Annotated in this window: 18 protein-coding genes, 21 tRNA genes, 1 rRNA gene, 1 pseudogene and 2 other annotated features; of the genes and pseudogenes, 37 read left to right on the forward strand and 4 right to left on the reverse strand. The window is 38.3% G+C overall.

Features of this window, described 5'->3' with window-relative positions; all coding sequences use genetic code 11:
* Positions 1-6 precede the first annotated feature (6 nt).
* Positions 7-2,145 carry a Tex family protein gene (locus BQ6100_RS03975; RefSeq protein WP_173719889.1) on the forward strand — a complete coding sequence of 713 codons (2,139 nt, stop codon included), beginning with the start codon at positions 7-9 and terminating at the stop codon, positions 2,143-2,145.
* An 81-nt stretch (positions 2,146-2,226) separates the two neighbouring features.
* On the opposite strand, the gene cmpA is transcribed toward BQ6100_RS03975, so the two are convergent.
* Positions 2,227-2,343 carry a cortex morphogenetic protein CmpA gene (gene cmpA / locus BQ6100_RS20915; protein WP_097677898.1) on the reverse strand — a complete coding sequence of 39 codons (117 nt, stop codon included), beginning with the start codon at positions 2,341-2,343 and terminating at the stop codon, positions 2,227-2,229.
* A gap of 165 nt (positions 2,344-2,508) precedes the next feature.
* Here cmpA and BQ6100_RS03980 point away from each other — a divergent pair, with 165 nt between their 5' ends.
* The 28 genes from BQ6100_RS03980 to BQ6100_RS04120 all read left to right on the forward strand — a co-directional run bounded on the left by BQ6100_RS03980 (position 2,509) and on the right by BQ6100_RS04120 (position 12,754).
* On the forward strand, positions 2,509-2,976 hold the full coding sequence (locus BQ6100_RS03980) for a SprT family protein (RefSeq protein ID WP_075980484.1): 468 nt from the start codon (positions 2,509-2,511) through the stop codon (positions 2,974-2,976).
* A gap of 439 nt (positions 2,977-3,415) precedes the next feature.
* Positions 3,416-3,490 (forward strand) — tRNA-Asn (locus BQ6100_RS03985).
* A 7-nt stretch (positions 3,491-3,497) separates the two neighbouring features.
* Positions 3,498-3,588 (forward strand) — tRNA-Ser (locus BQ6100_RS03990).
* 10 nt (positions 3,589-3,598) lie between these two features.
* Positions 3,599-3,670: transfer RNA gene (locus tag BQ6100_RS03995), tRNA-Glu, on the forward strand.
* Positions 3,671-3,697: 27 nt separating this feature from the next.
* Positions 3,698-3,774: transfer RNA gene (locus BQ6100_RS04000), tRNA-Asp, on the forward strand.
* A 92-nt stretch (positions 3,775-3,866) separates the two neighbouring features.
* Positions 3,867-3,941: transfer RNA gene (locus BQ6100_RS04005), tRNA-Gln, on the forward strand.
* 167 nt (positions 3,942-4,108) lie between these two features.
* Positions 4,109-4,184, forward strand: a tRNA-Lys gene (locus BQ6100_RS04010).
* Positions 4,185-4,205: 21 nt separating this feature from the next.
* Positions 4,206-4,290, forward strand: a tRNA-Leu gene (locus BQ6100_RS04015).
* Positions 4,291-4,351: 61 nt separating this feature from the next.
* Positions 4,352-4,437: transfer RNA gene (locus tag BQ6100_RS04020), tRNA-Leu, on the forward strand.
* Between the two features lie 55 nt (positions 4,438-4,492).
* Positions 4,493-4,569 (forward strand) — tRNA-Arg (locus BQ6100_RS04025).
* A gap of 9 nt (positions 4,570-4,578) precedes the next feature.
* Positions 4,579-4,655: transfer RNA gene (locus BQ6100_RS04030), tRNA-Pro, on the forward strand.
* A gap of 26 nt (positions 4,656-4,681) precedes the next feature.
* A tRNA-Gly gene (locus tag BQ6100_RS04035) sits at positions 4,682-4,755 on the forward strand.
* A gap of 89 nt (positions 4,756-4,844) precedes the next feature.
* Positions 4,845-5,727, forward strand: a sequence feature (16S ribosomal RNA rRNA prediction is too short).
* Positions 5,728-5,787: 60 nt separating this feature from the next.
* Positions 5,788-6,034: a sequence feature (16S ribosomal RNA rRNA prediction is too short), on the forward strand.
* Between the two features lie 167 nt (positions 6,035-6,201).
* A tRNA-Met gene (locus BQ6100_RS04045) sits at positions 6,202-6,275 on the forward strand.
* A gap of 138 nt (positions 6,276-6,413) precedes the next feature.
* A tRNA-Met gene (locus tag BQ6100_RS04050) sits at positions 6,414-6,487 on the forward strand.
* Between the two features lie 15 nt (positions 6,488-6,502).
* A tRNA-Asp gene (locus tag BQ6100_RS04055) sits at positions 6,503-6,561 on the forward strand.
* 68 nt (positions 6,562-6,629) lie between these two features.
* Positions 6,630-6,747 (forward strand): 5S ribosomal RNA (rrf, locus tag BQ6100_RS04060).
* A gap of 274 nt (positions 6,748-7,021) precedes the next feature.
* Positions 7,022-7,110: transfer RNA gene (locus BQ6100_RS04065), tRNA-Leu, on the forward strand.
* 9 nt (positions 7,111-7,119) lie between these two features.
* Positions 7,120-7,193: transfer RNA gene (locus tag BQ6100_RS04070), tRNA-Arg, on the forward strand.
* Positions 7,194-7,197: 4 nt separating this feature from the next.
* Positions 7,198-7,271, forward strand: a tRNA-Pro gene (locus BQ6100_RS04075).
* Positions 7,272-7,295: 24 nt separating this feature from the next.
* Positions 7,296-7,372: transfer RNA gene (locus tag BQ6100_RS04080), tRNA-Met, on the forward strand.
* Between the two features lie 9 nt (positions 7,373-7,381).
* Positions 7,382-7,474: transfer RNA gene (locus BQ6100_RS04085), tRNA-Ser, on the forward strand.
* A gap of 156 nt (positions 7,475-7,630) precedes the next feature.
* Positions 7,631-7,704, forward strand: a tRNA-Met gene (locus BQ6100_RS04090).
* Positions 7,705-7,711: 7 nt separating this feature from the next.
* Positions 7,712-7,788, forward strand: a tRNA-Asp gene (locus BQ6100_RS04095).
* 185 nt (positions 7,789-7,973) lie between these two features.
* A complete protein-coding gene (gene tsaE / locus BQ6100_RS04100) occupies positions 7,974-8,429 on the forward strand; it encodes a tRNA (adenosine(37)-N6)-threonylcarbamoyltransferase complex ATPase subunit type 1 TsaE (RefSeq protein ID WP_075980485.1) in 456 nt (151 codons plus the stop codon).
* Entirely contained in the window at positions 8,426-9,139 is a 714-nt protein-coding gene (gene tsaB / locus BQ6100_RS04105) for a tRNA (adenosine(37)-N6)-threonylcarbamoyltransferase complex dimerization subunit type 1 TsaB (protein ID WP_075980486.1), read from the forward strand. The genes tsaE and tsaB overlap by 4 nt, the downstream gene beginning before the upstream one ends.
* A gap of 17 nt (positions 9,140-9,156) precedes the next feature.
* Entirely contained in the window at positions 9,157-9,597 is a 441-nt protein-coding gene (rimI, locus tag BQ6100_RS04110; RefSeq protein WP_075983426.1) for a ribosomal protein S18-alanine N-acetyltransferase, read from the forward strand.
* Positions 9,597-10,622, forward strand: a complete 1,026-nt coding sequence (gene tsaD, locus BQ6100_RS04115) for a tRNA (adenosine(37)-N6)-threonylcarbamoyltransferase complex transferase subunit TsaD (protein ID WP_075980487.1) — start codon at positions 9,597-9,599, stop codon at positions 10,620-10,622. The genes rimI and tsaD overlap by 1 nt, the downstream gene beginning before the upstream one ends.
* A 914-nt stretch (positions 10,623-11,536) precedes the next feature.
* On the forward strand, positions 11,537-12,754 hold the full coding sequence (locus BQ6100_RS04120; protein ID WP_075980025.1) for an IS256 family transposase: 1,218 nt from the start codon (positions 11,537-11,539) through the stop codon (positions 12,752-12,754).
* Between the two features lie 286 nt (positions 12,755-13,040).
* Here the strand turns inward: BQ6100_RS04120 and BQ6100_RS04125 are convergent, their stop codons facing one another.
* Positions 13,041-14,969, reverse strand: coding sequence for an ABC-F family ATP-binding cassette domain-containing protein (locus BQ6100_RS04125; protein WP_075980488.1), 1,929 nt, complete (start codon positions 14,967-14,969; stop codon positions 13,041-13,043).
* A gap of 131 nt (positions 14,970-15,100) precedes the next feature.
* Here BQ6100_RS04125 and moaC point away from each other — a divergent pair, with 131 nt between their 5' ends.
* Both moaC and BQ6100_RS04135 read left to right on the forward strand, forming a co-directional pair.
* Positions 15,101-15,583, forward strand: a complete 483-nt coding sequence (gene moaC, locus BQ6100_RS04130) for a cyclic pyranopterin monophosphate synthase MoaC (protein WP_261798570.1) — start codon at positions 15,101-15,103, stop codon at positions 15,581-15,583.
* Positions 15,584-15,609: 26 nt separating this feature from the next.
* Positions 15,610-16,248, forward strand: coding sequence for a redox-sensing transcriptional repressor Rex (locus tag BQ6100_RS04135; RefSeq protein ID WP_075980489.1), 639 nt, complete (start codon positions 15,610-15,612; stop codon positions 16,246-16,248).
* Between the two features lie 113 nt (positions 16,249-16,361).
* Here BQ6100_RS04135 and BQ6100_RS04140 read toward each other — a convergent pair whose 3' ends face one another.
* Both BQ6100_RS04140 and BQ6100_RS04145 read right to left on the reverse strand, forming a co-directional pair.
* Complete coding sequence (locus tag BQ6100_RS04140) at positions 16,362-16,571, reverse strand: YdiK family protein (protein ID WP_390622398.1); 210 nt, start codon at positions 16,569-16,571, stop codon at positions 16,362-16,364.
* A complete protein-coding gene (locus BQ6100_RS04145; RefSeq protein ID WP_075980490.1) occupies positions 16,572-17,306 on the reverse strand; it encodes a CPBP family intramembrane glutamic endopeptidase in 735 nt (244 codons plus the stop codon).
* 400 nt (positions 17,307-17,706) lie between these two features.
* Here BQ6100_RS04145 and groES point away from each other — a divergent pair, with 400 nt between their 5' ends.
* The 6 genes and pseudogenes from groES to BQ6100_RS21175 all read left to right on the forward strand — a co-directional run bounded on the left by groES (position 17,707) and on the right by BQ6100_RS21175 (position 23,421).
* Positions 17,707-17,991, forward strand: coding sequence for a co-chaperone GroES (groES, locus tag BQ6100_RS04150; RefSeq protein WP_075980491.1), 285 nt, complete (start codon positions 17,707-17,709; stop codon positions 17,989-17,991).
* 53 nt (positions 17,992-18,044) lie between these two features.
* A complete protein-coding gene (gene groL / locus BQ6100_RS04155; protein WP_075980492.1) occupies positions 18,045-19,679 on the forward strand; it encodes a chaperonin GroEL in 1,635 nt (544 codons plus the stop codon).
* A gap of 894 nt (positions 19,680-20,573) precedes the next feature.
* Positions 20,574-20,737, forward strand: a pseudogene (locus BQ6100_RS21100) (XtrA/YqaO family protein).
* Positions 20,734-21,795, forward strand: coding sequence for a GTP pyrophosphokinase (locus BQ6100_RS04160; protein WP_075980493.1), 1,062 nt, complete (start codon positions 20,734-20,736; stop codon positions 21,793-21,795). Before BQ6100_RS21100 ends, BQ6100_RS04160 begins: the two are co-directional and overlap by 4 nt.
* A gap of 775 nt (positions 21,796-22,570) precedes the next feature.
* On the forward strand, positions 22,571-23,035 hold the full coding sequence (locus BQ6100_RS04170; protein ID WP_390622432.1) for a cupin domain-containing protein: 465 nt from the start codon (positions 22,571-22,573) through the stop codon (positions 23,033-23,035).
* 242 nt (positions 23,036-23,277) lie between these two features.
* Positions 23,278-23,421, forward strand: a complete 144-nt coding sequence (locus BQ6100_RS21175) for a hypothetical protein (RefSeq protein WP_159433126.1) — start codon at positions 23,278-23,280, stop codon at positions 23,419-23,421.
* Positions 23,422-23,499 lie beyond the last annotated feature (78 nt).

Below are 23,499 nucleotides of genomic sequence, written 5' to 3' on the forward strand. Positions count from 1 at the left end.
CTCCGAATGATTGCTAAGGAACAATCCCTTTCTATGAAGCAGGTAAAAAGTGTTATCTCATTACTTGAAGACGGGAATACAGTCCCATTTATTGCCCGCTATCGTAAAGAGCAAACTGGGGCCCTAGATGAAGTCCAGATTAGAGATATTATGGAAAGATGGCAATACATACAAAACTTAGAACAGAGAAAATCAGAGGTCATCCGATTAATTGATGAACAAGGAAAACTGACGGATGAACTAAATCTACAAATTGAAAAGGCTATAAAGCTTCAAGAGGTTGAAGATTTATATCGTCCATATAAGCAAAAGCGGCGCACCAAGGCAACGATAGCAAAAGAAAAAGGATTAGAAGCCCTTGCATTATGGATGCTAGAATTTCCAACAACAGGTTCATTAGAAGACAAAGCAGCAGAGTTTATTTCAGAGGAAAAAGAAGTGAACTCATTTGAGGATGCTATTAATGGTGCAAAGGATATTATAGCTGAAATGGTATCAGATGATGCTGATAGCAGAAAGTGGATTAGAAACGAAACATTTAGAACAGGTACGATTGAATCGGAAGTTAAAAATAAAGAATTAGACGAAAAACAGGTGTACGAGATGTACTACCAATACGAAGAACCTGTACAGAAAATTGTTCCCCACCGTATCCTTGCTCTAAATCGTGGAGAAAAGGAAGACATCTTAAAGGTTGGTATAAAGCCTAATATCGAATGGATTTTCAGTTATTTACAAAAGAAGTGGATTGCGAATGAGAAATCCTTTACGTCCAAATCTGTAATGGAAGCAATCGAGGATGGATATAAAAGATTAATTCAGCCATCTATCGAGAGAGAGATTCGAAATGAATTAACTGAAAAGGCAGAAGAACAGGCCATTCACATCTTTTCGGAAAACCTACGCAATCTGCTCCTTCAACCGCCTTTAAAAGGGAAGATTGTTCTTGGAGTTGACCCTGCCTATCGAACGGGGTGTAAATTAGCAGTAGTCGATGAAACAGGGAAGCTTTTAAAAATTGATGTCATCTACCCTCATCCTCCAGTTTCAAAAGTTAAAGAGGCGAAGGCAAAGTTTGAGGATATTTTAAAGACTTATAAAGTTGAAATGGTTGCAATCGGAAATGGAACAGCATCCCGTGAAACAGAACAGTTCGTTGCTGATATATTAAAAGAACAGAAGGAAGAGATCTATTACATCATAGTTAATGAGGCGGGAGCGAGTGTGTATTCAGCATCTGATCTTGCGAGGGAGGAATTTCCCGATTTACATGTGGAAGAGCGAAGTGCAGCATCTATCGCAAGGCGCTTACAGGATCCTTTAGCAGAACTTGTAAAAATTGATCCAAAGTCAGTTGGTGTGGGTCAATATCAGCATGATGTATCCCAAAAAAGGCTATCTGAATCTCTTACTTTCGTTGTAGAAACTGCGGTTAACCAGGTTGGGGTGAATGTGAATACCGCATCCCCGTCATTACTACAATATGTGTCGGGATTATCAAAATCAGTTGCAAATAATATTGTTAAAAAAAGAGAAGAAGAAGGTAAATTTACTAAAAGAGAACAGCTAAAGAAAATTCCACGTCTTGGGGCAAAAACCTATGAACAAGCGATTGGATTCTTAAGAGTACTTGACGGAGTTGAGCCGCTAGACAGGACAGGAATACACCCAGAAAACTACAAAGCGGTCAAAGGCTTGTTAAAAAGTCTTGGCTTTTCCTCTAAAGACCTCGGAACGGATGCTTTAAGGGAATCCTTAGCAAAAGTCGATTTATCAACCTTGGCTAGTGAATTAGAAATTGGCGAATTAACTTTAAAGGATATCATTGAAGCTCTAATGAGACCAGAAAGAGATCCAAGGGATGATCTAACTAAACCATTGTTGAAAAAGGATGTGCTTAAGCTAGAAGATCTAAAGTCTGGAATGGAGCTACAGGGTACAGTGCGAAACGTTGTAGACTTCGGAGCATTCGTTGATGTTGGAGTAAAACAAGATGGGTTAGTTCATATCTCTAAATTGAGCAATAAATATGTAAAGCATCCGTTAGATATTGTATCCGTTGGAGATGTTGTCACCGTTTGGGTAGATTCCGTTGATGTTCATAAGGGAAGGGTTTCTTTATCAATGCTTCCTCCAACTGAATAGTAAATGAAGAAAGAGGCTTGAACTCAAACCTCTAAATATCATTAAAATTTACACTTAAATATATTGATTTGTGTGGTTGGATTAAGATTCAACCTCTTTTTTTTTGTAAAAAAACCAGCATTGATTCAATAATTTTATCTGATAACGGTTCTTTTCATAAAAGGCCCGCTGCATTTGGTTCTGAAACCATATTGGCATAACTCTAAACCTCCTATGAATAACGAGTTTGGAGTAATTTTATTTTAAATGTATGCTATAATAGGTTGTCATGTTACCGTGTGATAGTAAACGTAATTATTGTCATTTGTTGTTCTCTATAAGGCAATTAAAGGGATTGTGCTGGACAGGAGGTTATTAGAAGGAATGGATGATAAGGAGCTTCAAGTGTTAGTTGAGAATATATCTACTCAATATTTTCAAAAGCCATTTATGCATCAGGCAATTTTCAATTCCCGCTTGCAGACAACAGGTGGCAGATACCTTCTAAATAGCCATAATATCGAGATTAATAAAAAATACCTTGAACAACTTGGAAAAGATGAGTTGATTGGAATCATTAAGCATGAGCTTTGCCATTATCACCTTCATTTGGAAGGGAAAGGTTATAAACATAGGGATTCTGATTTTAAAAACTTACTTAAAAATGTAGATGCACCCCGTTTTTGTTCGATGCTTCCAAATCGTCCTAGAAGGACTCCCTCTAACAAAATCCATATATATGCATGTAAAAAATGTAATCAAATATATAGACGAAAACGGTCCATCAATACATCAAGGTATGTATGTGGAAAATGTAGAGGGAAGTTAGTGAAAATGGTAGTTGACAGCTAGTTGTTAGCCATGTTAGATTATTATTCTGTGACGCAAACAGGGTACTTGTTTTTTTAAAAAAAGTATCTTGACTTTTTGAGGGTCACTAAATATAATTTAAAGAGTCGATAAGACGAGTTGATTAATTTATTGTTTTTAAGATAAGGATATTCCACGGTAGCTCAGTGGTATAGCACGTCCGAGTACGCTTCATTGAGATTACTTCAGCGTACCGACTGAGCCGCAACTTGCTATTTCTCCCTGAAGTCGGGACGATTTTACGCAATTAATCAACAGGAAACAGTAACTTTTACTCCGCGGTAGCTCAGTGGTAGAGCAACAAGCGAAGCATCATTGTAATAACTTCGAGTTGTTCACATCGAGCTGCTACTCGAATAAGCTTTCTGAGATGAGGACAACCGGCAAAGCTAGTCATTTTATAGGGAATTTTATTAAATATTCCGCGGTAGCTCAGTGGTAGAGCAATCGGCTGTTAACCGATCGGTCGTAGGTTCGAATCCTACCCGCGGAGCCATTTATTTGGGGAAGTACTCAAGAGGCTGAAGAGGCGCCCCTGCTAAGGGTGTAGGTCGGGTAACCGGCGCGAGGGTTCAAATCCCTCCTTCTCCGCCATATTTATTTTGGCCCGTTGGTCAAGCGGTTAAGACACCGCCCTTTCACGGCGGTAACACGGGTTCGAATCCCGTACGGGTCACTTTGATAATTGATAAAATAAGAAAACGGTCCGGTAGTTCAGTTGGTTAGAATGCCTGCCTGTCACGCAGGAGGTCGCGGGTTCGAGTCCCGTCCGGACCGCCATTTATTTCGATAATGTGAATAATTCCATATGTGTCGTTGAAACATATAGAGAGTTCATATTTTTATCGAATAAGATATTGGTGATAAATCATTGGGCTATAGCCAAGCGGTAAGGCAACGGACTTTGACTCCGTCATGCGTAGGTTCGAATCCTGCTAGCCCAGCCATTTACGAGCCATTAGCTCAGTCGGTAGAGCACGAAAGAATATGCTTCTTAGAATAGGCATCAGAGTACCCATCGAGCCGCTTCTTGAAATGACATCCCAAGATGGGGACGTCGCAGATGCCACTATGTTCGAGGAACAATCCAGTATATAATAATAAAATTTATAAAGAGCCATTAGCTCAGTCGGTAGAGCATCTGACTTTTAATCAGAGGGTCGAAGGTTCGAGTCCTTCATGGCTCACCATTTGTTTCTAATTTAAAAAACGCGGGTGTGGCGGAATTGGCAGACGCACCAGACTTAGGATCTGGCGCCGCAAGGCGTGGGGGTTCGACTCCCTTCACCCGCACCAAGACTTACCAGTTGATTTTAGATGCTATTTAGTGATAAAATAGTATTTGCTAGTTCAATAGGCGGTCGTGGCGGAATGGCAGACGCGCTAGGTTGAGGGCCTAGTGGGGGCAACCCCGTGGAGGTTCAAGTCCTCTCGGCCGCACCAAAAAAGTTATTGACAGCAACATTAATTACTGTTATCATATAAAAGTTGCTATAAAGCGCCCGTAGCTCAATTGGATAGAGCGTCTGACTACGGATCAGAAGGTTATGGGTTCGACTCCTGTCGGGCGCGCCATTAGAAAATCGGGAAGTAGCTCAGCTTGGTAGAGCACTTGGTTTGGGACCAAGGGGTCGCAGGTTCGAATCCTGTCTTCCCGACCAGAAGAAATTTATATTATAGCAATATTGCGGGTGTAGTTTAATGGTAAAACCACAGCCTTCCAAGCTGTTGTCGTGGGTTCGATTCCCATCACCCGCTCCAAAATATTGTTCTTTGAAAACTAAACAAACCATACGTCAACGTTAATTCTATTTTTAAAATTTTAAGAGCTAATCTTACTCTTTTTCGGAGAGTTTGATCCTGGCTCAGGACGAACGCTGGCGGCGTGCCTAATACATGCAAGTCGAGCGAATCTGAGGGAGCTTGCTCCCGATGATTAGCGGCGGACGGGTGAGTAACACGTGGGCAACCTGCCTGTAAGACTGGGATAACACCGGGAAACCGGTGCTAATACCGGATAATTCTTTTCTACTCATGTAGAAAAGCTGAAAGATGGCCTCGGCTATCACTTACAGATGGGCCCGCGGCGCATTAGCTAGTTGGTGAGGTAACGGCTCACCAAGGCGACGATGCGTAGCCGACCTGAGAGGGTGATCGGCCACACTGGGACTGAGACACGGCCCAGACTCCTACGGGAGGCAGCAGTAGGGAATCTTCCGCAATGGACGAAAGTCTGACGGAGCAACGCCGCGTGAGTGATGAAGGTTTTCGGATCGTAAAACTCTGTTGTTAGGGAAGAACAAGTACCGTTCGAATAGGGCGGTACCTTGACGGTACCTAACCAGAAAGCCACGGCTAACTACGTGCCAGCAGCCGCGGTAATACGTAGGTGGCAAGCGTTGTCCGGAATTATTGGGCGTAAAGCGCGCGCAGGCGGTCTCTTAAGTCTGATGTGAAAGCCCACGGCTCAACCGTGGAGGGTCATTGGAAACTGGGAGACTTGAGTGCAGAAGAGAAGAGCGGAATTCCACGTGTAGCGGTGAAATGCGTAGAGATGTGGAGGAACACCAGTGGCGAAGGCGGCTCTTTGGTCTGTAACTGACGCTGAGGCGCGAAAGCGTGGGGAGCAAACAGGATTAGATACCCTGGTAGTCCACGCCGTAAACGATGAGTGCTAAGTGTTAGAGGGTTTCCGCCCTTTAGTGCTGCAGCAAACGCATTAAGCACTCCGCCTGGGGAGTACGGCCGCAAGGCTGAAACTCAAAGGAATTGACGGGGGCCCGCACAAGCGGTGGAGCATGTGGTTTAATTCGAAGCAACGCGAAGAACCTTACCAGGTCTTGACATCCTCTGACACTCCTAGAGATAGGATTTTCCCCTTCGGGGGACAGAGTGACAGGTGGTGCATGGTTGTCGTCAGCTCGTGTCGTGAGATGTTGGGTTAAGTCCCGCAACGAGCGCAACCCTTGANCTCTCCCCCTGTGAGAGTAGGACGTTGCCAGGCTTTAATTCTAAAATTTTCAGTAACATTATTAGTTACTAAAAATTTAATAATAATATCATCGCGGGGTGGAGCACGTTCGAATATGCTTCTTCGAATACTCTACAGCGCACCGATTGAGCCACTTCTTGAATAAACTTTCTGAAATCGGGGCGGTCCATGCTGATAACAATTTGCATAAGAAAAAGTGAATAAAATAATATCATCGCGGGGTGGAGCAGTCTGGTAGCTCGTCGGGCTCATAACCCGAAGGTCGCAGGTTCAAATCCTGCCTCCGCAATCGCAATNCGTTCGAATATGCTTCTTCGAATACTCTACAGCGCACCGATTGAACCACTTCTTGAATAATCTTTCTGAAATCGGGGCGGTCCATGCTGATAACAATTTGCATAAGAAAAAGTGAATAAAATAATATCATCGCGGGGTGGAGCAGTCTGGTAGCTCGTCGGGCTCATAACCCGAAGGTCGCAGGTTCAAATCCTGCCTCCGCAATCGCAATGGTCCGGTAGTTCAGTTGGTTAGAATGCCTGCCTGTCACGCAGGAGGTCGCGGGTTCGAGTCCCGTCNTAAAGTAATTCTTTCTTCTTCCACATTATCTAGTTTTGAGAGAACAAACTCTCTAACTGAATAATAGTCTGGTGGCGATAGCGAGAAGGTCACACCCGTTCCCATACCGAACACGGAAGTTAAGCTTCTAGAGCGCCGATGGTAGTTGGGGGCTCTCCCCCTGTGAGAGTAGGACGTTGCCAGGCTTTAATTCTAAAATTTTCAGTAACATTATTAGTTACTAAAAATTTAATAATAATATCATCGCGGGGTGGAGCACGTTCGAATATGCTTCTTCGAATACTCTACAGCGCACCGATTGAGCCACTTCTTGAATAAACTTTCTGAAATCGGGGCGGTCCATGCTGATAACAATTTGCATAAGAAAAAGTGAATAAAATAATATCATCGCGGGGTGGAGCANCACCTTGCCAAGGTGGGGGTCGCGGGTTCGAATCCCGTCTTCCGCTCCAATGAATTGCCGGGGTGGCGGAACTGGCAGACGCACAGGACTTAAAATCCTGCGGTAGGTGACTACCGTACCGGTTCGATTCCGGTCCTCGGCACCATTTTCATATGCGCCCGTAGCTCAATTGGATAGAGCGTCTGACTACGGATCAGAAGGTTATGGGTTCGACTCCTGTCGGGCGCGTTTTCGGGAAGTAGCTCAGCTTGGTAGAGCACTTGGTTTGGGACCAAGGGGTCGCAGGTTCGAATCCTGTCTTCCCGATTTGTAGAAGCATTAAAATACTATGGCGGCGTAGCTCAGCTGGCTAGAGCGTACGGTTCATACCCGTGAGGTCGGGGGTTCGATCCCCTCTGCCGCTACCATATTATTTTGGAGGAATACCCAAGTCTGGCTGAAGGGATCGGTCTTGAAAACCGACAGGCGGGTTAAACCGCGCGGGGGTTCGAATCCCTCTTCCTCCTCCACTTATTTAATACCATTATCGCGGGGTGGAGCACGTTCGAATATACTTCTTCGAATACTCTACAGCGCACCGATTGAGTCGCTTCTTGAATCTTCTTTCTGAAATCGGGGCGGTCTTTCTATAAAAGCATGAATAACATTAATAATAATATTACTATCGCGGGGTGGAGCAGTCTGGTAGCTCGTCGGGCTCATAACCCGAAGGTCGCAGGTTCAAATCCTGCCTCCGCAATCGCAATGGTCCGGTAGTTCAGTTGGTTAGAATGCCTGCCTGTCACGCAGGAGGTCGCGGGTTCGAGTCCCGTCCGGACCGCCATTATAATTCTATAAAATGAAACAAAAACGAAACTGGGTTTCGTCTTTTTTTTGTCTGAAATTCTATCTGACTTTGCCCCGAGAGGAAAAATCATGTAAACTACATATTAGAATAGCTCCTTAGGACAATTCCTAAGGTTTTTTTATAGGCTTTGCACCACTTCTAACTAAGAAGGTGATAAATAAATGACTTTATATCAAATGATCTCTGATAAACCAGAAACGACAATAGAAATTGCCAAAAGGTTGGCTGCCCTATTGAAGCCAGGAGATGTTATAGCTCTTGAGGGAGATTTAGGAGCAGGAAAAACTACTTTTACAAAAGGGATTGCAGATGGACTTGGCGTTAAAAGAAATGTTAACAGTCCTACTTTTACCATCATAAAAGAATATATGGGATCTCTCCCACTTTATCATATGGACGTGTATCGTCTTAAAGATTCCGAAGAGGACTTGGGATTTGATGAGTATTTTGAAGGGGATGGGGTTACTGTAATTGAATGGGCACATATCATTGAGGAACAATTACCAGAATCCATATTATACGTTTATTTATCCCATGGTGATAATGGATCCAGAATTATTGAGTTCAAGCCCGCTGGTGCGAGGTATGAGCAAATTTGTAAGGAGATTTTTTCATGAATAAAATATTAGCCATCGATACTTCTTCTACTGTTTTAGGAATTGCATTACTTGATGAGGAAAAGGTGATTGGTGAGCATATCACAAATATAAAAAAAAATCATTCTGTTCGGATCATGCCTGCCATTGATTCATTAATGAAAGAATGTGATATATTATCTGACCAGTTAACTAAAATTGTCGTTGCAAAGGGTCCGGGTTCTTATACAGGTGTAAGAATTGGGGTAACTATTGCTAAAACATTAGCGTGGTCACTTAATATCCCATTAGTTGGTATCTCAAGTATTGAGGTAATGGCTGCATCTGTTGGAAGATACTTTGATGGTTTCGTTTCTCCCCTTATTGATGCAAGGAGAGGTCAAGTATATACTGGTTTATATCAATTTAACAAAGGTTCAATAGAAGCAGTAAGAAAAGATCAAATACTTTTATCACAGGATTGGGCTGAGAGCTTGAAGTCTACTTCTAAGAAGGTATTATTTGTTGGAAATGATTTGCCGTTACATAGAGATACTCTTGCGGAGATTTTAGGAGAAAAGGCCGTTTTTGCTGAAAAAACAGAGTTTAATCCAAGACCAGCTGAGCTTGCCATTTTAGGAAGGGATAAGGGTGGGGAGAATATCCATTCTTTTGTCCCGAATTATATTCGTTTAGCTGAGGCTGAAGCCAATTGGTTAGAAAAAATGAAACAGGAAGAAAAGAATTCATGAAACTGGGACGAAGGAAAATGACCAAATTTCGATTGATGACGGAAGAAGATATTGATCAAATTCTAAAAATTGAACATGCCTCTTTTTCCCTTCCATGGAGTAGAGATGCCTTTGTAAATGAAATGACAAGGAATCAATATGCCCTTTATATCGTTCTTGAAGAGGGTGACCTTATCATCGGTTATTGTGGTATGTGGGTTGTCGTAGATGAAGCTCATGTTACGAATATTGCCATTTTACCGGAGTACCGAGGGCAGAAGCTCGGGGAGGCCTTAATGAGAAAGGCAATGGCGGCTGCTAAAGAAAATGGGGCAGCAACGATGACTCTAGAGGTACGTGTTACGAATATAGTTGCGCAATCGTTATATCGAAAGCTTGGATTTCAGGATGGGGCGATTCGAAAGAATTATTATACTGATAATAGCGAAGATGCGTTGGTTATGTGGGTGAACTTATAATGGAAAAAGATTATTATATTTTAGGAATTGAAACCAGTTGTGATGAAACGGCTGTGGCGATAATAAAAAATGGAAGAGAAATCATTTCAAATGTGGTTGCTTCACAAATTGAGAGCCATAAAAGGTTTGGAGGGGTAGTTCCGGAGATTGCCTCTCGTCATCATGTTGAACAGGTGACAATTGTGCTAGAGGAAGCATTGGATCAAGCAAATATGTCTATGGAACAAATCAATGCTATTGCCGTAACCGAGGGTCCCGGTTTGGTTGGGGCACTTTTAATAGGGGTAAATGCTGCAAAAGCCGTTGCCTTCGCTTATCAAAAGCCATTAATTGGTGTTCATCATATTGCTGGGCATATTTATGCAAATCGGTTAATCAGTGAATTTAATTTTCCTCTTATAGCTCTTGTTGTATCAGGAGGACATACTGAACTTGTATATATGAAGGAACATGGACACTTTGATGTTATTGGTGAAACTCGTGATGATGCGGCAGGAGAGGCGTATGACAAAGTTGCAAGGGTTTTGAATATGCCTTACCCAGGTGGACCACATATCGATCGGCTTGCACATGAGGGAAAGCCAACGATTGATTTACCAAGAGCTTGGCTAGAAGGTGGTTCATATGATTTTAGTTTTAGTGGATTAAAATCAGCAGTTATCAATACAGTGCATAATGCAGAGCAGCGTGGAGAAGTAATTAAACCTGAGGATCTTGCTGCAAGCTTTCAAGAGAGTGTTATTGATGTTTTAGTAACGAAGACAATTAATGCAACAAAAGAATATAAGGTAAAACAAGTACTTCTTGCTGGTGGAGTTGCAGCTAACAAAGGCTTAAGAGCAAGATTGGAGGAGGCTTTCCACAAGCTTACTGACGTGGAACTAATTATTCCTCCATTATCCCTTTGTACAGATAATGCCGCAATGATTGCTGCAATAGGGAGTGTATTATATGAAAAAGGGATACGCTCTGATTTAACCTTGAATGCTAACCCGGGCTTAGAAATAACGATCTATAACGATTAATCAAAAAGATTGACTCTATGAGGGTCAATCTTTTTTCAATTAAGTAGAATTCAATCAAACGTTTGATTAAGAACAGAAGAAGCAATTTAAACAAACGATTGATTAATTTCAAGTAAATAAAGGGGAGACATCAATCAAAGAAATCAAAAAAAAATCAATCAAACGTTTGATTAAAATGACAATCAACAGGCTCAGAATTCAATCAAACGTTTGATTAAGAACAGATACAGCAATTTAAACAAACGATTGATTAATTTCAAGTAATAAAGGGGAGATTTTCAATCAAAGAAGTCAAAGTAAAATCAATCAAACGTTTGATTAAAACAACAATTGTCTGGCTCAGAATTCAATCAAACGTTTGATTAAGAACAGAAGAAGTAATTTAAACAAACGATTGATTAATTTCAAGTAATAAAGGGGAGATTTTCAATCAAAGAAGTCAAAGTAAAATCAATCAAACGTTTGATTAAAACAATAATCGTCAGGCTCAGAATTCAATCAAACGTTTGATTAAGAACAGAAGAAGTAATTTAAACAAACGATTGATTAATTTCAAGTAAATAAGGGGGAGAAATCAATCAAAGAAATCAAAAAAAATCAATCAAACGTTTGATTAATTAATACTTTATCCCCAGAAAATCAATCAAACGTTTGATTAGGACAAAGATTTAATGAGTAAAGTAGAATTGGGGAAGGGAGAGTTGTGGATAACTCGAATGTTTTTCAATAGAGTTGTTGATAATGTGGATAAATAAATGATTTTTTGTGGATAATGTGGAAAAGTCTTGTTGATAGCTATATAAAAGGGACTTAATTGTGTATAAAACTGTGGAAAATCATCTAATCCAAAAAGCGGAGAATGTAAAAAGTTTTGTGTAATTGGTTATACTTACCAATTAAGGAGATGATCAATTATGCAAAACAAAACCAATGCATTAGCCAAGGAATTAGCCAAGGATTGCCGTTCGGTAGAAGATATTCAGGAAAAGTTAAAGGAACTATTCAAGGACACTATTCAACAGGTTTTTGAAGCTGAGATTGAGGAACATCTAGGTTATGCCAAACATGATAATGCGGGTGACCATAATGGTAATAGCCGCAATGGCTACAGTAAAAAAACGATTAAATCCAAGTTCGGTAAGGCTGAATTAAATATTCCAAGAGACCGAAATGGGGAATATGAACCTCAAATCATAAAGAAATATGAAACCACTTCAAATGGATTAGAGGAACAAATTATTGGTCTTTATTCTAAAGGAATGTCCACTAGAGATATTGAAGATCAGATGAAGGATATCTATGGGATTGATGTTTCGCCTACGATGGTAAGTAAGATAACCGATAAGATTATGCCTCTGATTGTAGAATGGCAATCACGTCCATTGGAACGAGTGTATCCGATTGTATTTCTGGATGCCATTCACTTTAAAGTCAGGAAAGAAAATCGCATTGTGAATAAAGCTGCCTATAGTGTTTTAGGGATCAATCTTTTAGGTCATAAAGAGATTCTTGGAATATGGATTGGAGAAAATGAGAGTGCCAGTTTCTGGTTAGGTGTTTGTAATGACCTGAAGAATAGAGGTGTTCAGGACATCTTAATCGCCTGTAAGGACAATCTTTCAGGCTTTTCAGAAGCGATTAACTCTGTCTTTCCTCAAACCAATATTCAGCTTTGTGTCATTCACCAAATTCGCAATTCTATGAAGTATGTATCGTATAAGGAACAAAAGGCTGTCATGGCAGACTTAAAGAAAGTCTATCAAGCACTTACTTTGGAAGAGGCAGAACTTGAGTTTGTCAATTTTAAAGAAAAATGGGGCAAGAAACATCCTATCATTATCAAATCTTGGGAGGCTAACTGGCTAGAACTTACTTCGTACTTTAGCTATCCAGCTGAGATTAGAAGGCTTATTTATACAACCAACACCATCGAAGGCTATCACAGACAGCTTAGAAAAGTCACTAAGACCAAAACAGCTTACCCAACAGATGATTCTCTCAAGAAGATTATCTATTTGGCTACCATGGAAATTTCCAAGAAGTGGACTATGCCTATAAGAGGATGGAAAGAATGTATATCACAATTAGCTATCATCTTTGAGGACCGTATTAACGATGAACTGACTATCTAATGGTTGGGCTAGCGCCCAAAGGTTTATCGCTTGGGTTCTCCCAAAAAGGAGGCAAAAAAGAGGAACAGAATGTCCCTCCCTTTTTGGCAGAATCCCATTAGGTGCTCGGGTTGCTCCTCAGCATTGCCCTATCCCCCTAATGAGCAAGAGCCCTGATAAAAGTATCGCCATAGCTATTGTTAAAAATTCCAATTACACAAAATAATTTATACTCCCAAAAAGCGAAGGCCCCAGACTAAAAGGAAGCACAGACTAAGTCGAAAGTCTGTGCTTCTTTGTTGTTTCGTTATTCATTTTCGATTAGCTCTGTCCATTGTTCTAAAAGGAGGTCAAGCTCCTCATGGTATTTTTCGTTTTCTTTATGAATGTCTAGCAATTTTTCATGATTTTGAGAGATTTCTGGATCAGACAATAGCTCTTCATTTTTGCTAATGAGACCTTCCAATTCTTCTATACGCTTTTCGATTTCTTCAAGTCGTCTTTTTCTTTGACGTTCTAGTTTTTTTGCCTCTTTATCCTGTTGATAACTACTTTTTTCCGATGGAATGACAAAATCAGATTTGGCATTTTCCATTTCTTCAATTGCTTTTAACTCTGCTTGTTCCTGCTTTTTCTCAACATAGTAATCGTAGTCACCAAGATATTCGGTTGCACCTTTTATATCCAGCTCCAGTACCTTTGTTGCAATTCGGTTAATAAAATAGCGGTCATGTGAAACAAAAAGAATGGTCCCTGGATAATCCACAAGGGCATTTTCGAGCACCTCTTTGCTATCTAAATCAAGGTGATTGGTAGGCTCGTCCAGAATAAGAAAATTCCCTTTTTCCATCATAAGCTTTGCGAGGGAGAGCCTTGCCTTTTCCCCACCACTAAGGGTTGAAACGATTTTTAGTACATCATCACCTGTAAAAAGAAAGTTTCCAAGGACTGTACGAATTTCTTTTTCATTTTTATTAGGGTAATCATCCCAAAGTTCATTGAGGACCCTTTTGTTTGATGTTAAATTAGCTTGTTCTTGATCATAATAGCTGATTGATACATTTGAACCATAATGTATTTCACCTGAAAGAGGCGATAGTTTTTTGACTATTGTTTTTAATAAGGTGGATTTACCGATTCCATTTGGCCCAACGAGAGCAATTGCTTCTCCTCTTGTAATTCGGAAAGAGATATTATCTGATATTTTTTGTTCGTTATAGCCTACAGATAAGGAGTGGACATTTAATACTTCGTTGCCACTCTGTTTTTCGATATCAAATCCGAATGAAGCCGATTTCTCATCTCCAAGAGGCCTGTCCATCAATTCCATTCTTTCTAATTTTTTTCGTCTGCTTTGAGCCCGTTTAGTCGTGGAGGCACGGGCTAAATTTTTTTGAATAAAATCCTGGAGTTTTGCCACTTCATCCTGTTGCTTTTCATATTGCTTCATATCTCTTTCATAGTTTTCTGCTTTTTGGTCTAAATAAGAGCTGTAATTCCCAATATATTTACTAATATGCTTTCTTGAAATTTCGTATACTTGGTTAACGACTTTATCAAGGAAATATCGATCATGGGAAACGATTAAAACAGCTCCATCATATCCTTGTAAATACTGTTCGAGCCATGACAAGGTTTCAATATCAAGATGGTTGGTAGGTTCGTCCAAAATTAATATATCTGGTCTAGTTAGGAGTAGTTTACCTAGAGCTAAACGTGTTTTTTGTCCACCACTGAGGCTGGAGATTTTTGTAGAATAATCAAATGTGTGGAAATTCAAACCATGCAGTACGGAGCGAATATCGGCTTCATATTGATATCCACCTTTTTCCTTGAATCTTACCTGCAGCTCATCATAATCCTTTATTACTCGATCATATTCGTTTTGGTTGTTATATACTGAGGGGTCAGCCATTTTCTCTTCTAAGCGGCGAAGCTCCCTTTCTAATGCCTTTAAATGCTGGAAAACTGTGAGCATTTCATCCCAAATGGAAAGCTCGGATTCTAATCCAGTATTTTGCGCGAGATATCCAATTGAGACATCCTTTGGCTTAATTAGTTCCCCTGAATCATAGGACATAATTCCGGCAATCATTTTTAGAAGGGTTGATTTTCCTGCGCCATTTCTCCCAACTAATGCAATGCGGTCACGAGTTTGTACTTCAAGCTTTATATTCGATAAAATAAGGTCAGCACCATAGTATTTAGTTAAACCATTTATTTGTAATAAAATCATTTTTTTCACCTCTACATCTAGAAATAGTGTAACGTATTAAGGAATGTTCATCAATATTTGTGAATTATTGTACAAAGTTGATACACATTATGGAAAAAATAGTGTATGATTCTAAATGAGGTGTTGAAAATTTGAAATTTACTCACTTTAATGATGAAGGTAGAGCAAGGATGGTTGATGTAGGGGACAAACCTGAGACAAACCGAGTTGCTAAAGCGCAGTCGAGTATAACAGTGAATAAAGAAATATATGAAAAAATCGTAAATAACCAAATGAAAAAGGGCGATGTACTCGCTGTTGCCCAAGTAGCAGGAATTATGGCCTGCAAAAAAACATGGGAGATCATTCCGATGTGTCATCCCATACCAATAACAGGTATAGATATTCATTTTCATTGGGAAGAAGTGGATAAGGGTTATAAGCTTGTTATTATTTCCACAGTGAAAACAAAAGGAAATACAGGTGTAGAAATGGAAGCGTTAACAGCTGTGTCTGCCTGTGCATTAACCGTTTATGATATGTGTAAAGCGCTAGATAAAGGAATGACCATTGGAGAAACCTTTCTACTAGAAAAATCTGGTGGTAAAAATGGCGACTATAAAAGAATAGGATAAAGACATAAATTAGAGGGGGAATAGTTATGAGTAATGACACTTTAAAAATCCCACAGGCAACGGCCAAACGATTACCATTATATTATCGTTTTTTAAAAAATCTCCATTCCTCAGGAAAGCAGAGGGTTTCTTCTTCAGAGCTTAGTGAGGCTGTAAAGGTGGATTCTGCTACCATTCGCCGTGATTTCTCTTATTTTGGGGCATTAGGAAAAAAAGGTTATGGGTATAACGTTAATTACTTATTATCATTTTTTCGAAAAACCCTTGATCAGGACGAATTAACGAAGGTTGCATTAATCGGCGTAGGGAATTTAGGTACGGCATTTCTTAACTATAATTTCTTGAAAAATAACAATACGAAAATTGAAGTTGCATTTGATGTGGATCAGAATAAAGTTGGAACAAAGATCGGCGATATCCCGGTTCATCATATGGATGAGTTAGAAAAAGTCATTCTATATGAAGACATTCAAGTCGCTATTTTAACGATTCCTGCTCCTGTTGCACAGACTATTACGGATCGTTTGGTGAAATCGAATGTGAAAGGAATTCTTAATTTTACACCTGCAAGATTAACAGTGCCATCATCCATAAGAATTCATCATATAGATTTAGCAGTTGAACTTCAATCATTAGTATATTTTTTAAAGCATTATCCTAATTGATTTCAGATTGTTTCCAAATGATTTGAATCAGAAGGTTGAATTTCATTTTTGCTCTTACATATAAAAGGAGGCTTAGTCCGTTGGATGCGATATCCTTAGACTAAGCCTTCTTTTCATTTTTTGCTTTGGACTTTTTTCAGTTTAAAGTGGAATGAAACCATTTTGATTCCTGAACCTAAATCAAATGTGGCTAAAACAATAAGGAGATAAGTAAAAATTCCCCACCCACCATCTTCTTGAACGTTTTGAATCGCAAAGGTTGTAAATAATAGTCCGAGAAACACATAAAGTAATCCGGAAAGTAATGGTGATTTCCTCATCATCTATAATAATCCTCCGATAAATCCTTGAATTTTTTCCGCATCTTGAATCATTTTTTCAATAACATCTTTGTAAACAGATTGTACAATAACTACGAATGTATTCATAGCAACGTGAGCAAACATTGGAACTAGAATCCGGTTTGTTTTCACATAAAGGAACGCGAATGTGAAGCCCATGGCAGAATATAATAATATGTGCTCTGGTTCTCCGTGAGCTAAGGCAAAAATAATGGAGCTAATTAAAGCTGAAATAACGAAATTAAAACGTTTATGGAGGGAGCCGAAAATGATTTTTCGAAAGACGATTTCCTCCAGGATAGGTCCGATAATTGAACTGACTAATATGACAATTGGATAGGTCTCAATTAAACCAATTATCTGTTGGGTGTTCTCAGAGCCCATTTCAATTCCAAGAAATTTTTCAATATTTGCAGCTATACCTTGTGCGAAAAGGGCAAGAAATATGCCAAAAACTGCCCAAATGATAGAATTACCAACAGATGATTGGTTTCGATGTAGATGGGAGTTCTTCATTTCTTTCCTTAATAAAAATAATACAAGAACTAAAGTAATGGTAAAACTTATGACGAGCCAAATAGATATTGAATATATTTGAAGTTTCTGTGGTGTTATTCCTAAAGCCTTTCCTAGCTTGGCAACAAGAGGAATCCCCAAGAAACTTGAAAATTGCATTGCGATGTAAGCAATGATGATTAGCCAATACTCTTTTTTCAAAATAACAGTCTCCTTTTCACTTTCTCCAATGGCTATAGTCCATGACCTGGCTTTTTCGTGACAAATAATTAATCAATTTTCTAAAAGCCTGATTATCTCCCCACTTAATTCACTTTAACATTATTCTACTAATAAATTGACCTTTCTTACAAATGGTCGCTATTTTTTAGAATATGCAAAAATGAATAAATTCCTGTTTACTTTTTACTAAATGTTGGATAAATTTACAAATGGAGTACATACTTTTAAGGGTTCGTTTCAAAAGGTGAAAATTGAAAAAAAATATGCTTAATACTTGCAAAAGTTTTTTGGATTCATTAATATAATAAATGTGTTAGCACTCATTTGACGAGAGTGCTAATAAAATCATATTACATATTATTTGAGGAGGTTGTTTCACTTGTTAAAGCCACTAGGTGATCGTATTATCATTGAGCTTGTTGAAACGGAAGAAAAAACTGCAAGCGGTATTGTTTTACCGGACACAGCAAAGGAGAAACCACAAGAAGGTAAAGTAGTTGCTGTTGGGACTGGAAGAGTTCTGGAAAATGGTGAACGCGTTGCTCTTGAAGTTTCTGTTGATGATCGAATTATCTTCTCAAAATACGCTGGTACAGAAGTGAAATACGAAGGTAAAGAATATTTAATCCTACGTGAAAATGACATCCTTGCTATAATCGGCTAATTTTGAAACAAACATTCTGATATAAAGATATTTTAGAGGAGGTTTTTTATAAAATGGCTAAAGAAATTAAATTTAGTGAAGAAGCTCGTCGCTCTATGCTTCGTGGAGTGGATGCGCTAGCAGATGCAGTAAAAGTAACCCTTGGACCTAAAGGACGTAATGTGGTTCTTGAGAAAAAATTTGGTTCTCCATTAATCACTAACGATGGTGTAACTATCGCTAAAGAAATCGAATTAGAAGATGCATTCGAAAACATGGGTGCTAAGCTTGTTGCTGAAGTTGCAAGCAAAACAAATGATGTAGCTGGGGACGGTACAACGACTGCTACAGTTCTTGCTCAAGCAATGATCCGTGAAGGTCTTAAAAACGTTACTGCTGGTGCAAACCCAATGGGTATCCGTAAAGGTATTGAAAAAGCTGTTACTACTGCAGTTGAAGAATTAAAAGCAATTTCAAAGCCAATCGAAGGCAAAGCTTCTATCGCTCAAGTAGCTGCTATTTCTTCAGCTGACGAAGAAGTAGGTCAATTAATTGCTGAAGCTATGGAACGCGTTGGTAACGACGGTGTTATCACAATTGAAGAGTCTAAAGGTTTTACAACTGAGCTTGACGTTGTAGAGGGTATGCAATTCGATCGTGGATACACTTCAGCTTATATGGTAACAAATACAGATAAAATGGAAGCTGTTTTAGAAAATCCATATATCTTAATTACTGATAAAAAGATTTCTAGCATTCAAGAAATCCTTCCTGTTCTTGAACAAGTAGTACAACAAGGTAAACCATTATTACTTGTTGCTGAAGATATTGAAGGGGAAGCACTATCTACCTTAGTATTAAACAAACTTCGTGGTACATTCAATGCAGTAGCTGTTAAAGCTCCTGGATTCGGTGATCGTCGTAAAGCAATGCTTGAAGATATTGCTGTTTTAACTGGTGGGGAAGTAATTACTGAAGAACTTGGTCGCGAACTTAAATCAGCAACCATTTCTTCTCTAGGACGTGCTGCGAAAGTAGTTGTTACGAAAGAAAACACTACAATCGTTGAAGGTGCTGGTGAATCAAGTGCAATCGAAGCTCGTATCAACCAAATCCGCGTTCAATTAGATGAAACTACTTCTGAATTTGATCGTGAAAAACTACAAGAACGTTTAGCTAAATTAGCTGGCGGTGTTGCAGTAATCAAAGTTGGTGCTGCTACTGAAACTGAATTAAAAGAACGTAAACTACGTATCGAAGACGCATTGAACTCAACTCGTGCGGCTGTTGAAGAAGGTATCGTCTCCGGTGGTGGAGTTGCCCTTCTAAACGTATACAGCAAAGTTGCTTCTCTACAAGCTGAAGGTGATGAAGCTACTGGTATCAACATCGTATTACGTGCGATGGAAGAACCTGTACGCACAATCGCACACAATGCTGGTCTTGAAGGATCTGTTGTCGTTGAACGTTTAAAACACGAAGAAATCGGCACTGGCTTCAACGCTGCAACGAACGAGTGGGTAAACATGATCGAAGCTGGTATCGTTGACCCAACTAAGGTTACTCGTTCTGCATTACAAAACGCTGCATCTGTAGCTGCTATGTTCTTAACTACTGAAGCAGTAGTTGCTGACAAACCAGAACCAGCTGGTGCAGGTGGCGGAATGCCTGACATGAGTGGCATGGGCGGAATGGGCGGCATGATGTAGGGTTTTCAGCCTTGCATTGGAGAAGTAGTTAAGGCTATTTCTCCCCTTTATGTGGAGTAGTCATGTAAATAATTTATATCAATAGCAATAACCACTTCCTAAAAAATTAGGGAGTGGTTTTTTTATGTTATTGAAATTTGGTTTTCAAGACTTTTTGGATGACAGTTCATATTTCAGCATATTATTATCTGGGTTTAATAAATTTTTTGTGATTCTTAGTTGTCCAATTTAATATCGGGCTATTTTAAAGCGCATAATTCGCTAGAGCATATTTCAGAGTAGACAAGAAGGTAAAACCTTTCTAAATCATATAAAAGCCCATAGCGGGTACAGGAGCTAAGATTTCAGCTATTACCTCCCGTCCTAGATACTTTTTATAAAGGATGTTATTCTCGAAATCCTCAACAGTAAATTTTTTGATCGGAACAAACAGAATTGATAAAATAAATATAGTTGTGGAACAAACCGTAAGAGAACTTAATTTCAGATACTTAAAAAACAGTAACGGGAAAAGTGTTTGAAGAAGTGGTAAAAAACGATAATTCACTTTTTTGAAAAGATGCTTTTTTTGAATTATATATTTTACAAATCACTATAACAATCAAATGAAAGCAATTTCTCCTAAATTAAAGTTTATTGATTATATAGATAACAGCACTCTATTAGATATAGTAAATGGAAATTTTTTGTACATTCCATTTAAGAATGAATTAATTAAATAGTAATTCTACCATGCCCGCTGTAGGATACTGAAAGAACGGTATTATACCGGCATTTGGTATCCTTTTTGTTTAATTAAGGAGTTGAGGTAATGAATAATCTATAAAAATAAATTGAAGGAGCATTTGGGGAGTTTCAATAAGGTTAATAGAAATAGATAATAATTATAGCATAATGAAATTAGGGATTGATATAATGGTGCAAAATGGGAATTTTCCTGCTGTTGTGTGTAACGGAATGCCAAACTCACCGAACTACCAGTTCATGGAGAGACAAAGATTGTTACACACCATGGTAAAGTGAAAAGGGTTAAGTTCGATGAGGGGGAAGAGCTTTGAAAGAAGTAATTTTAAATGAATATGACCAAAAGAAGATAATATACTTGGAATACGAGAAAAAATTGAGAGATTTAATATTTTCCTTGATTAAGGAAAACGGGATTACTATTCATGGTATTGAATCAAGGGTAAAAGACAGGAATAGTTTATCTAAGAAAATTGATAGTAAAGAAGATAAATATACGGGTTTAGATAAAATTACTGATATTCTGGGTTTAAGAGTTATAACATATTTTGAAGATGATGTTGATAAAATTGCTAATATTGTTAAAACTCAGTTTCATGTAGACGAAAATAACTCATGTGATAAAAGGAATAAAAATTTCGACTCTTTTGGGTACTCATCACTCCATTATATTATTAAATTAACAGAGCCAAGAGCATCCCTACCTGAGTATTCAAGGTTTAATGAGATTAATTTTGAAATTCAAATAAGATCTATTTTGCAACATGCATGGGCAGAAATTGAACATGATATTGGATATAAGAGTGCAATTGAAATTCCTGTTGATATGAGAAGAAAGTTCTCTAGGATAGCAGGTTTATTGGAATTAGCAGATATCGAATTTATAAGAATAAAAGAAGAAATAAAAAAGTATACAATTGAAGTTAAAGAACAAATTAAATCCCAAAATTTAAATTTATTTATAGATAATATATCATTAAAGGAATTTCTGCAGGAAGATAGAATAGTTTATGAAATCGAGCAACATTTTATGATTATAACTAAGGCAATTACCGTTGAATATGATGAAAGATATATTGCAAAAAGAATTAATCAACTAAGTTTCTTTGGAATTGATACTATCGAAAAATTGAAGGAATCCTTAGAATCAAGAAAAGAAATTATTAAAACCCTTGGAGAAAAGTGGTTGTCAATCCATGAGAAACGATGGGAATCGGTCACGAGTGGAATTTCAATTTTTTATTTATGTTTTGTATTAGCCTGTGAAAAAGAAGATTTGCAGTATGTCCAAGAATACTTCAATTTTGGAAAACTTTCAAAAAACCCAGAATTACCCGAAATGTTATTTGACCTTTATAATAAAATCGTATGAAATTTAATTGTATAAACATACTAACACATTAACATTTTGCTAACGCAATTCGATACGGAAATTGGCAGAATTCTGCGTTCATTTGATCCGTGTATGTCATATGGGACTCATGTATACTGTCCAGGTAAACAAGTAAAAACGATAAAGGTGTTTTAATGGAAAAAATAATCGTTTTAGGTATTGGCAATCTGTTAATGATGGATGATGGAATAGGAATTTATCTAATTGAGCAACTATGTAAGCTGAATTGTACACCTTATGTATCTTTTTTGATTGGTGAATCAGATATTGATTAATGCATGGATCAGATAATGAAAGGTACATTTGTCATCATTGTGGATGCTGTATTTTCAGGAAAAGAACTAGGGGAGCTTACCGTTTATCCTCTTGCCAATTAACATGAATATCAAACTTTAGACATATCAGCGCATAACTTTCATTTGTTTCAATCATTGTATCAACAGAAAGAATCAATCAAGGGTTATCTCATAGGAGTGGAGCCTTATGAGATAAGGTTCCATATTGGATTAAGCAAAGGTTTAAGAGAAAAATGGGAAACGATTTTACAAGATGTATCACAGACCATTGATAGCTTGATTGTTAAGAATTGAGTGTGTTATATAGAATAGATCTTCAGAGGATAAGTTAAAATAGATAGAAGAACATTCCCAAAGCATAGGCATATGATGATTTATAATCTATGAAGGGAATGAAAAAAATGTACTATGTCCCGGGCATGTATCCACATCAATGCCATTGTTATGCTAATGTACCAATGTATAATTATGTAAGCCAGCCTGTTTACAGAGCTATTCCAAGTGGTGATGACAGAATTGCTCTTAAAGATTATGGACCGAATCCATTTACTGTTAATATCAATAGGGCTGCGAGAAAAAACAATACCTATCGTACCGCTTTATGGACCGGAAGTCATTTGCAAGTTACATTGATGAGTCTGAAAGTTGGTGAAGATATCGGTTTGGAAATTCACCCTGACGTTGACCAATTCTTACGTATTGAACAAGGCCAAGGAGTTGTTCAAATGGGGAAGACAAGGGATCATTTAAATTTTAAAAGAAAAGTATCGGATGACTCTGCCATAATGATACCAGCTGGTACATGGCACAATGTAACCAATACAGGGAATATCCCACTAAAACTATACTCAATATATGCTCCTCCTCAACATCCACATGGTACGGTACACGTAACAAAATCTGATGCAATGAAAGCTGAATAAAACTATCTGGATAACAAAAAATAAATAATTGATCATAATATAAAAAAGTTCATTGAGTAAAATGTTGTGAAATCCTTACATTCTACTAACATAGAATTATTAACAGAGGCTCCTCGTATGGGCAATGAAATATAATATCCGCTGTAATTGTGTAAATCCAATGATGAAAACCCCAATGTATCAATTTTTATTTAGACCACTTAGAGCAAGAAGAACGCGTAAAATTCCTTGCCGCTGAGAGAATGAAAGTGCCAATGCGTGGTGAAATGGAAGATGTTGATCGTGACAGGGCACCAGTAATGGTATTTTTAGCCTCTGATGGTTCAGGATACATTAATGGACAGATTATTGCTGTAAATAGTGGTCGAAACATGCTTCGAGTATAATCAATTAAATTTGAGCTGTCATGCATAATATTTAGATATTTATATAATAGAGACCCTGATTTGTTCACTGAACGAGTC

Source organism: Bacillus massilinigeriensis (genome assembly GCF_900117315.1).
GTDB lineage: Bacteria > Bacillota > Bacilli > Bacillales > Cytobacillaceae > Bacillus_BE > Bacillus_BE massilionigeriensis.

Bases quoted from the DNA above. Each gene is read 5' to 3' on its own strand.
- rimI (WP_075983426.1), top strand. From the start codon at position 9,157: ATGACCAAATTTCGATTGATGACGGAAGAAGATATTGATCAAATTCTA.
- tsaD (WP_075980487.1), top strand. From the start codon at position 9,597: ATGGAAAAAGATTATTATATTTTAGGAATTGAAACCAGTTGTGATGAA.
- BQ6100_RS03975 (WP_173719889.1), top strand. From the start codon at position 7: ATGATTGCTAAGGAACAATCCCTTTCTATGAAGCAGGTAAAAAGTGTT.
- BQ6100_RS04170 (WP_390622432.1), top strand. From the start codon at position 22,571: ATGTATAATTATGTAAGCCAGCCTGTTTACAGAGCTATTCCAAGTGGT.
- groL (WP_075980492.1), top strand. From the start codon at position 18,045: ATGGCTAAAGAAATTAAATTTAGTGAAGAAGCTCGTCGCTCTATGCTT.
- BQ6100_RS04120 (WP_075980025.1), top strand. From the start codon at position 11,537: ATGCAAAACAAAACCAATGCATTAGCCAAGGAATTAGCCAAGGATTGC.
- tsaB (WP_075980486.1), top strand. From the start codon at position 8,426: ATGAATAAAATATTAGCCATCGATACTTCTTCTACTGTTTTAGGAATT.
- BQ6100_RS04125 (WP_075980488.1), bottom strand. From the start codon at position 14,969: ATGATTTTATTACAAATAAATGGTTTAACTAAATACTATGGTGCTGAC.
- tsaE (WP_075980485.1), top strand. From the start codon at position 7,974: ATGACTTTATATCAAATGATCTCTGATAAACCAGAAACGACAATAGAA.
- BQ6100_RS21175 (WP_159433126.1), top strand. From the start codon at position 23,278: ATGAAAGTGCCAATGCGTGGTGAAATGGAAGATGTTGATCGTGACAGG.
- BQ6100_RS03980 (WP_075980484.1), top strand. From the start codon at position 2,509: ATGGATGATAAGGAGCTTCAAGTGTTAGTTGAGAATATATCTACTCAA.
- BQ6100_RS04135 (WP_075980489.1), top strand. From the start codon at position 15,610: ATGAGTAATGACACTTTAAAAATCCCACAGGCAACGGCCAAACGATTA.
- cmpA (WP_097677898.1), bottom strand. From the start codon at position 2,343: ATGCCAATATGGTTTCAGAACCAAATGCAGCGGGCCTTTTATGAAAAG.
- BQ6100_RS04140 (WP_390622398.1), bottom strand. From the start codon at position 16,571: ATGATGAGGAAATCACCATTACTTTCCGGATTACTTTATGTGTTTCTC.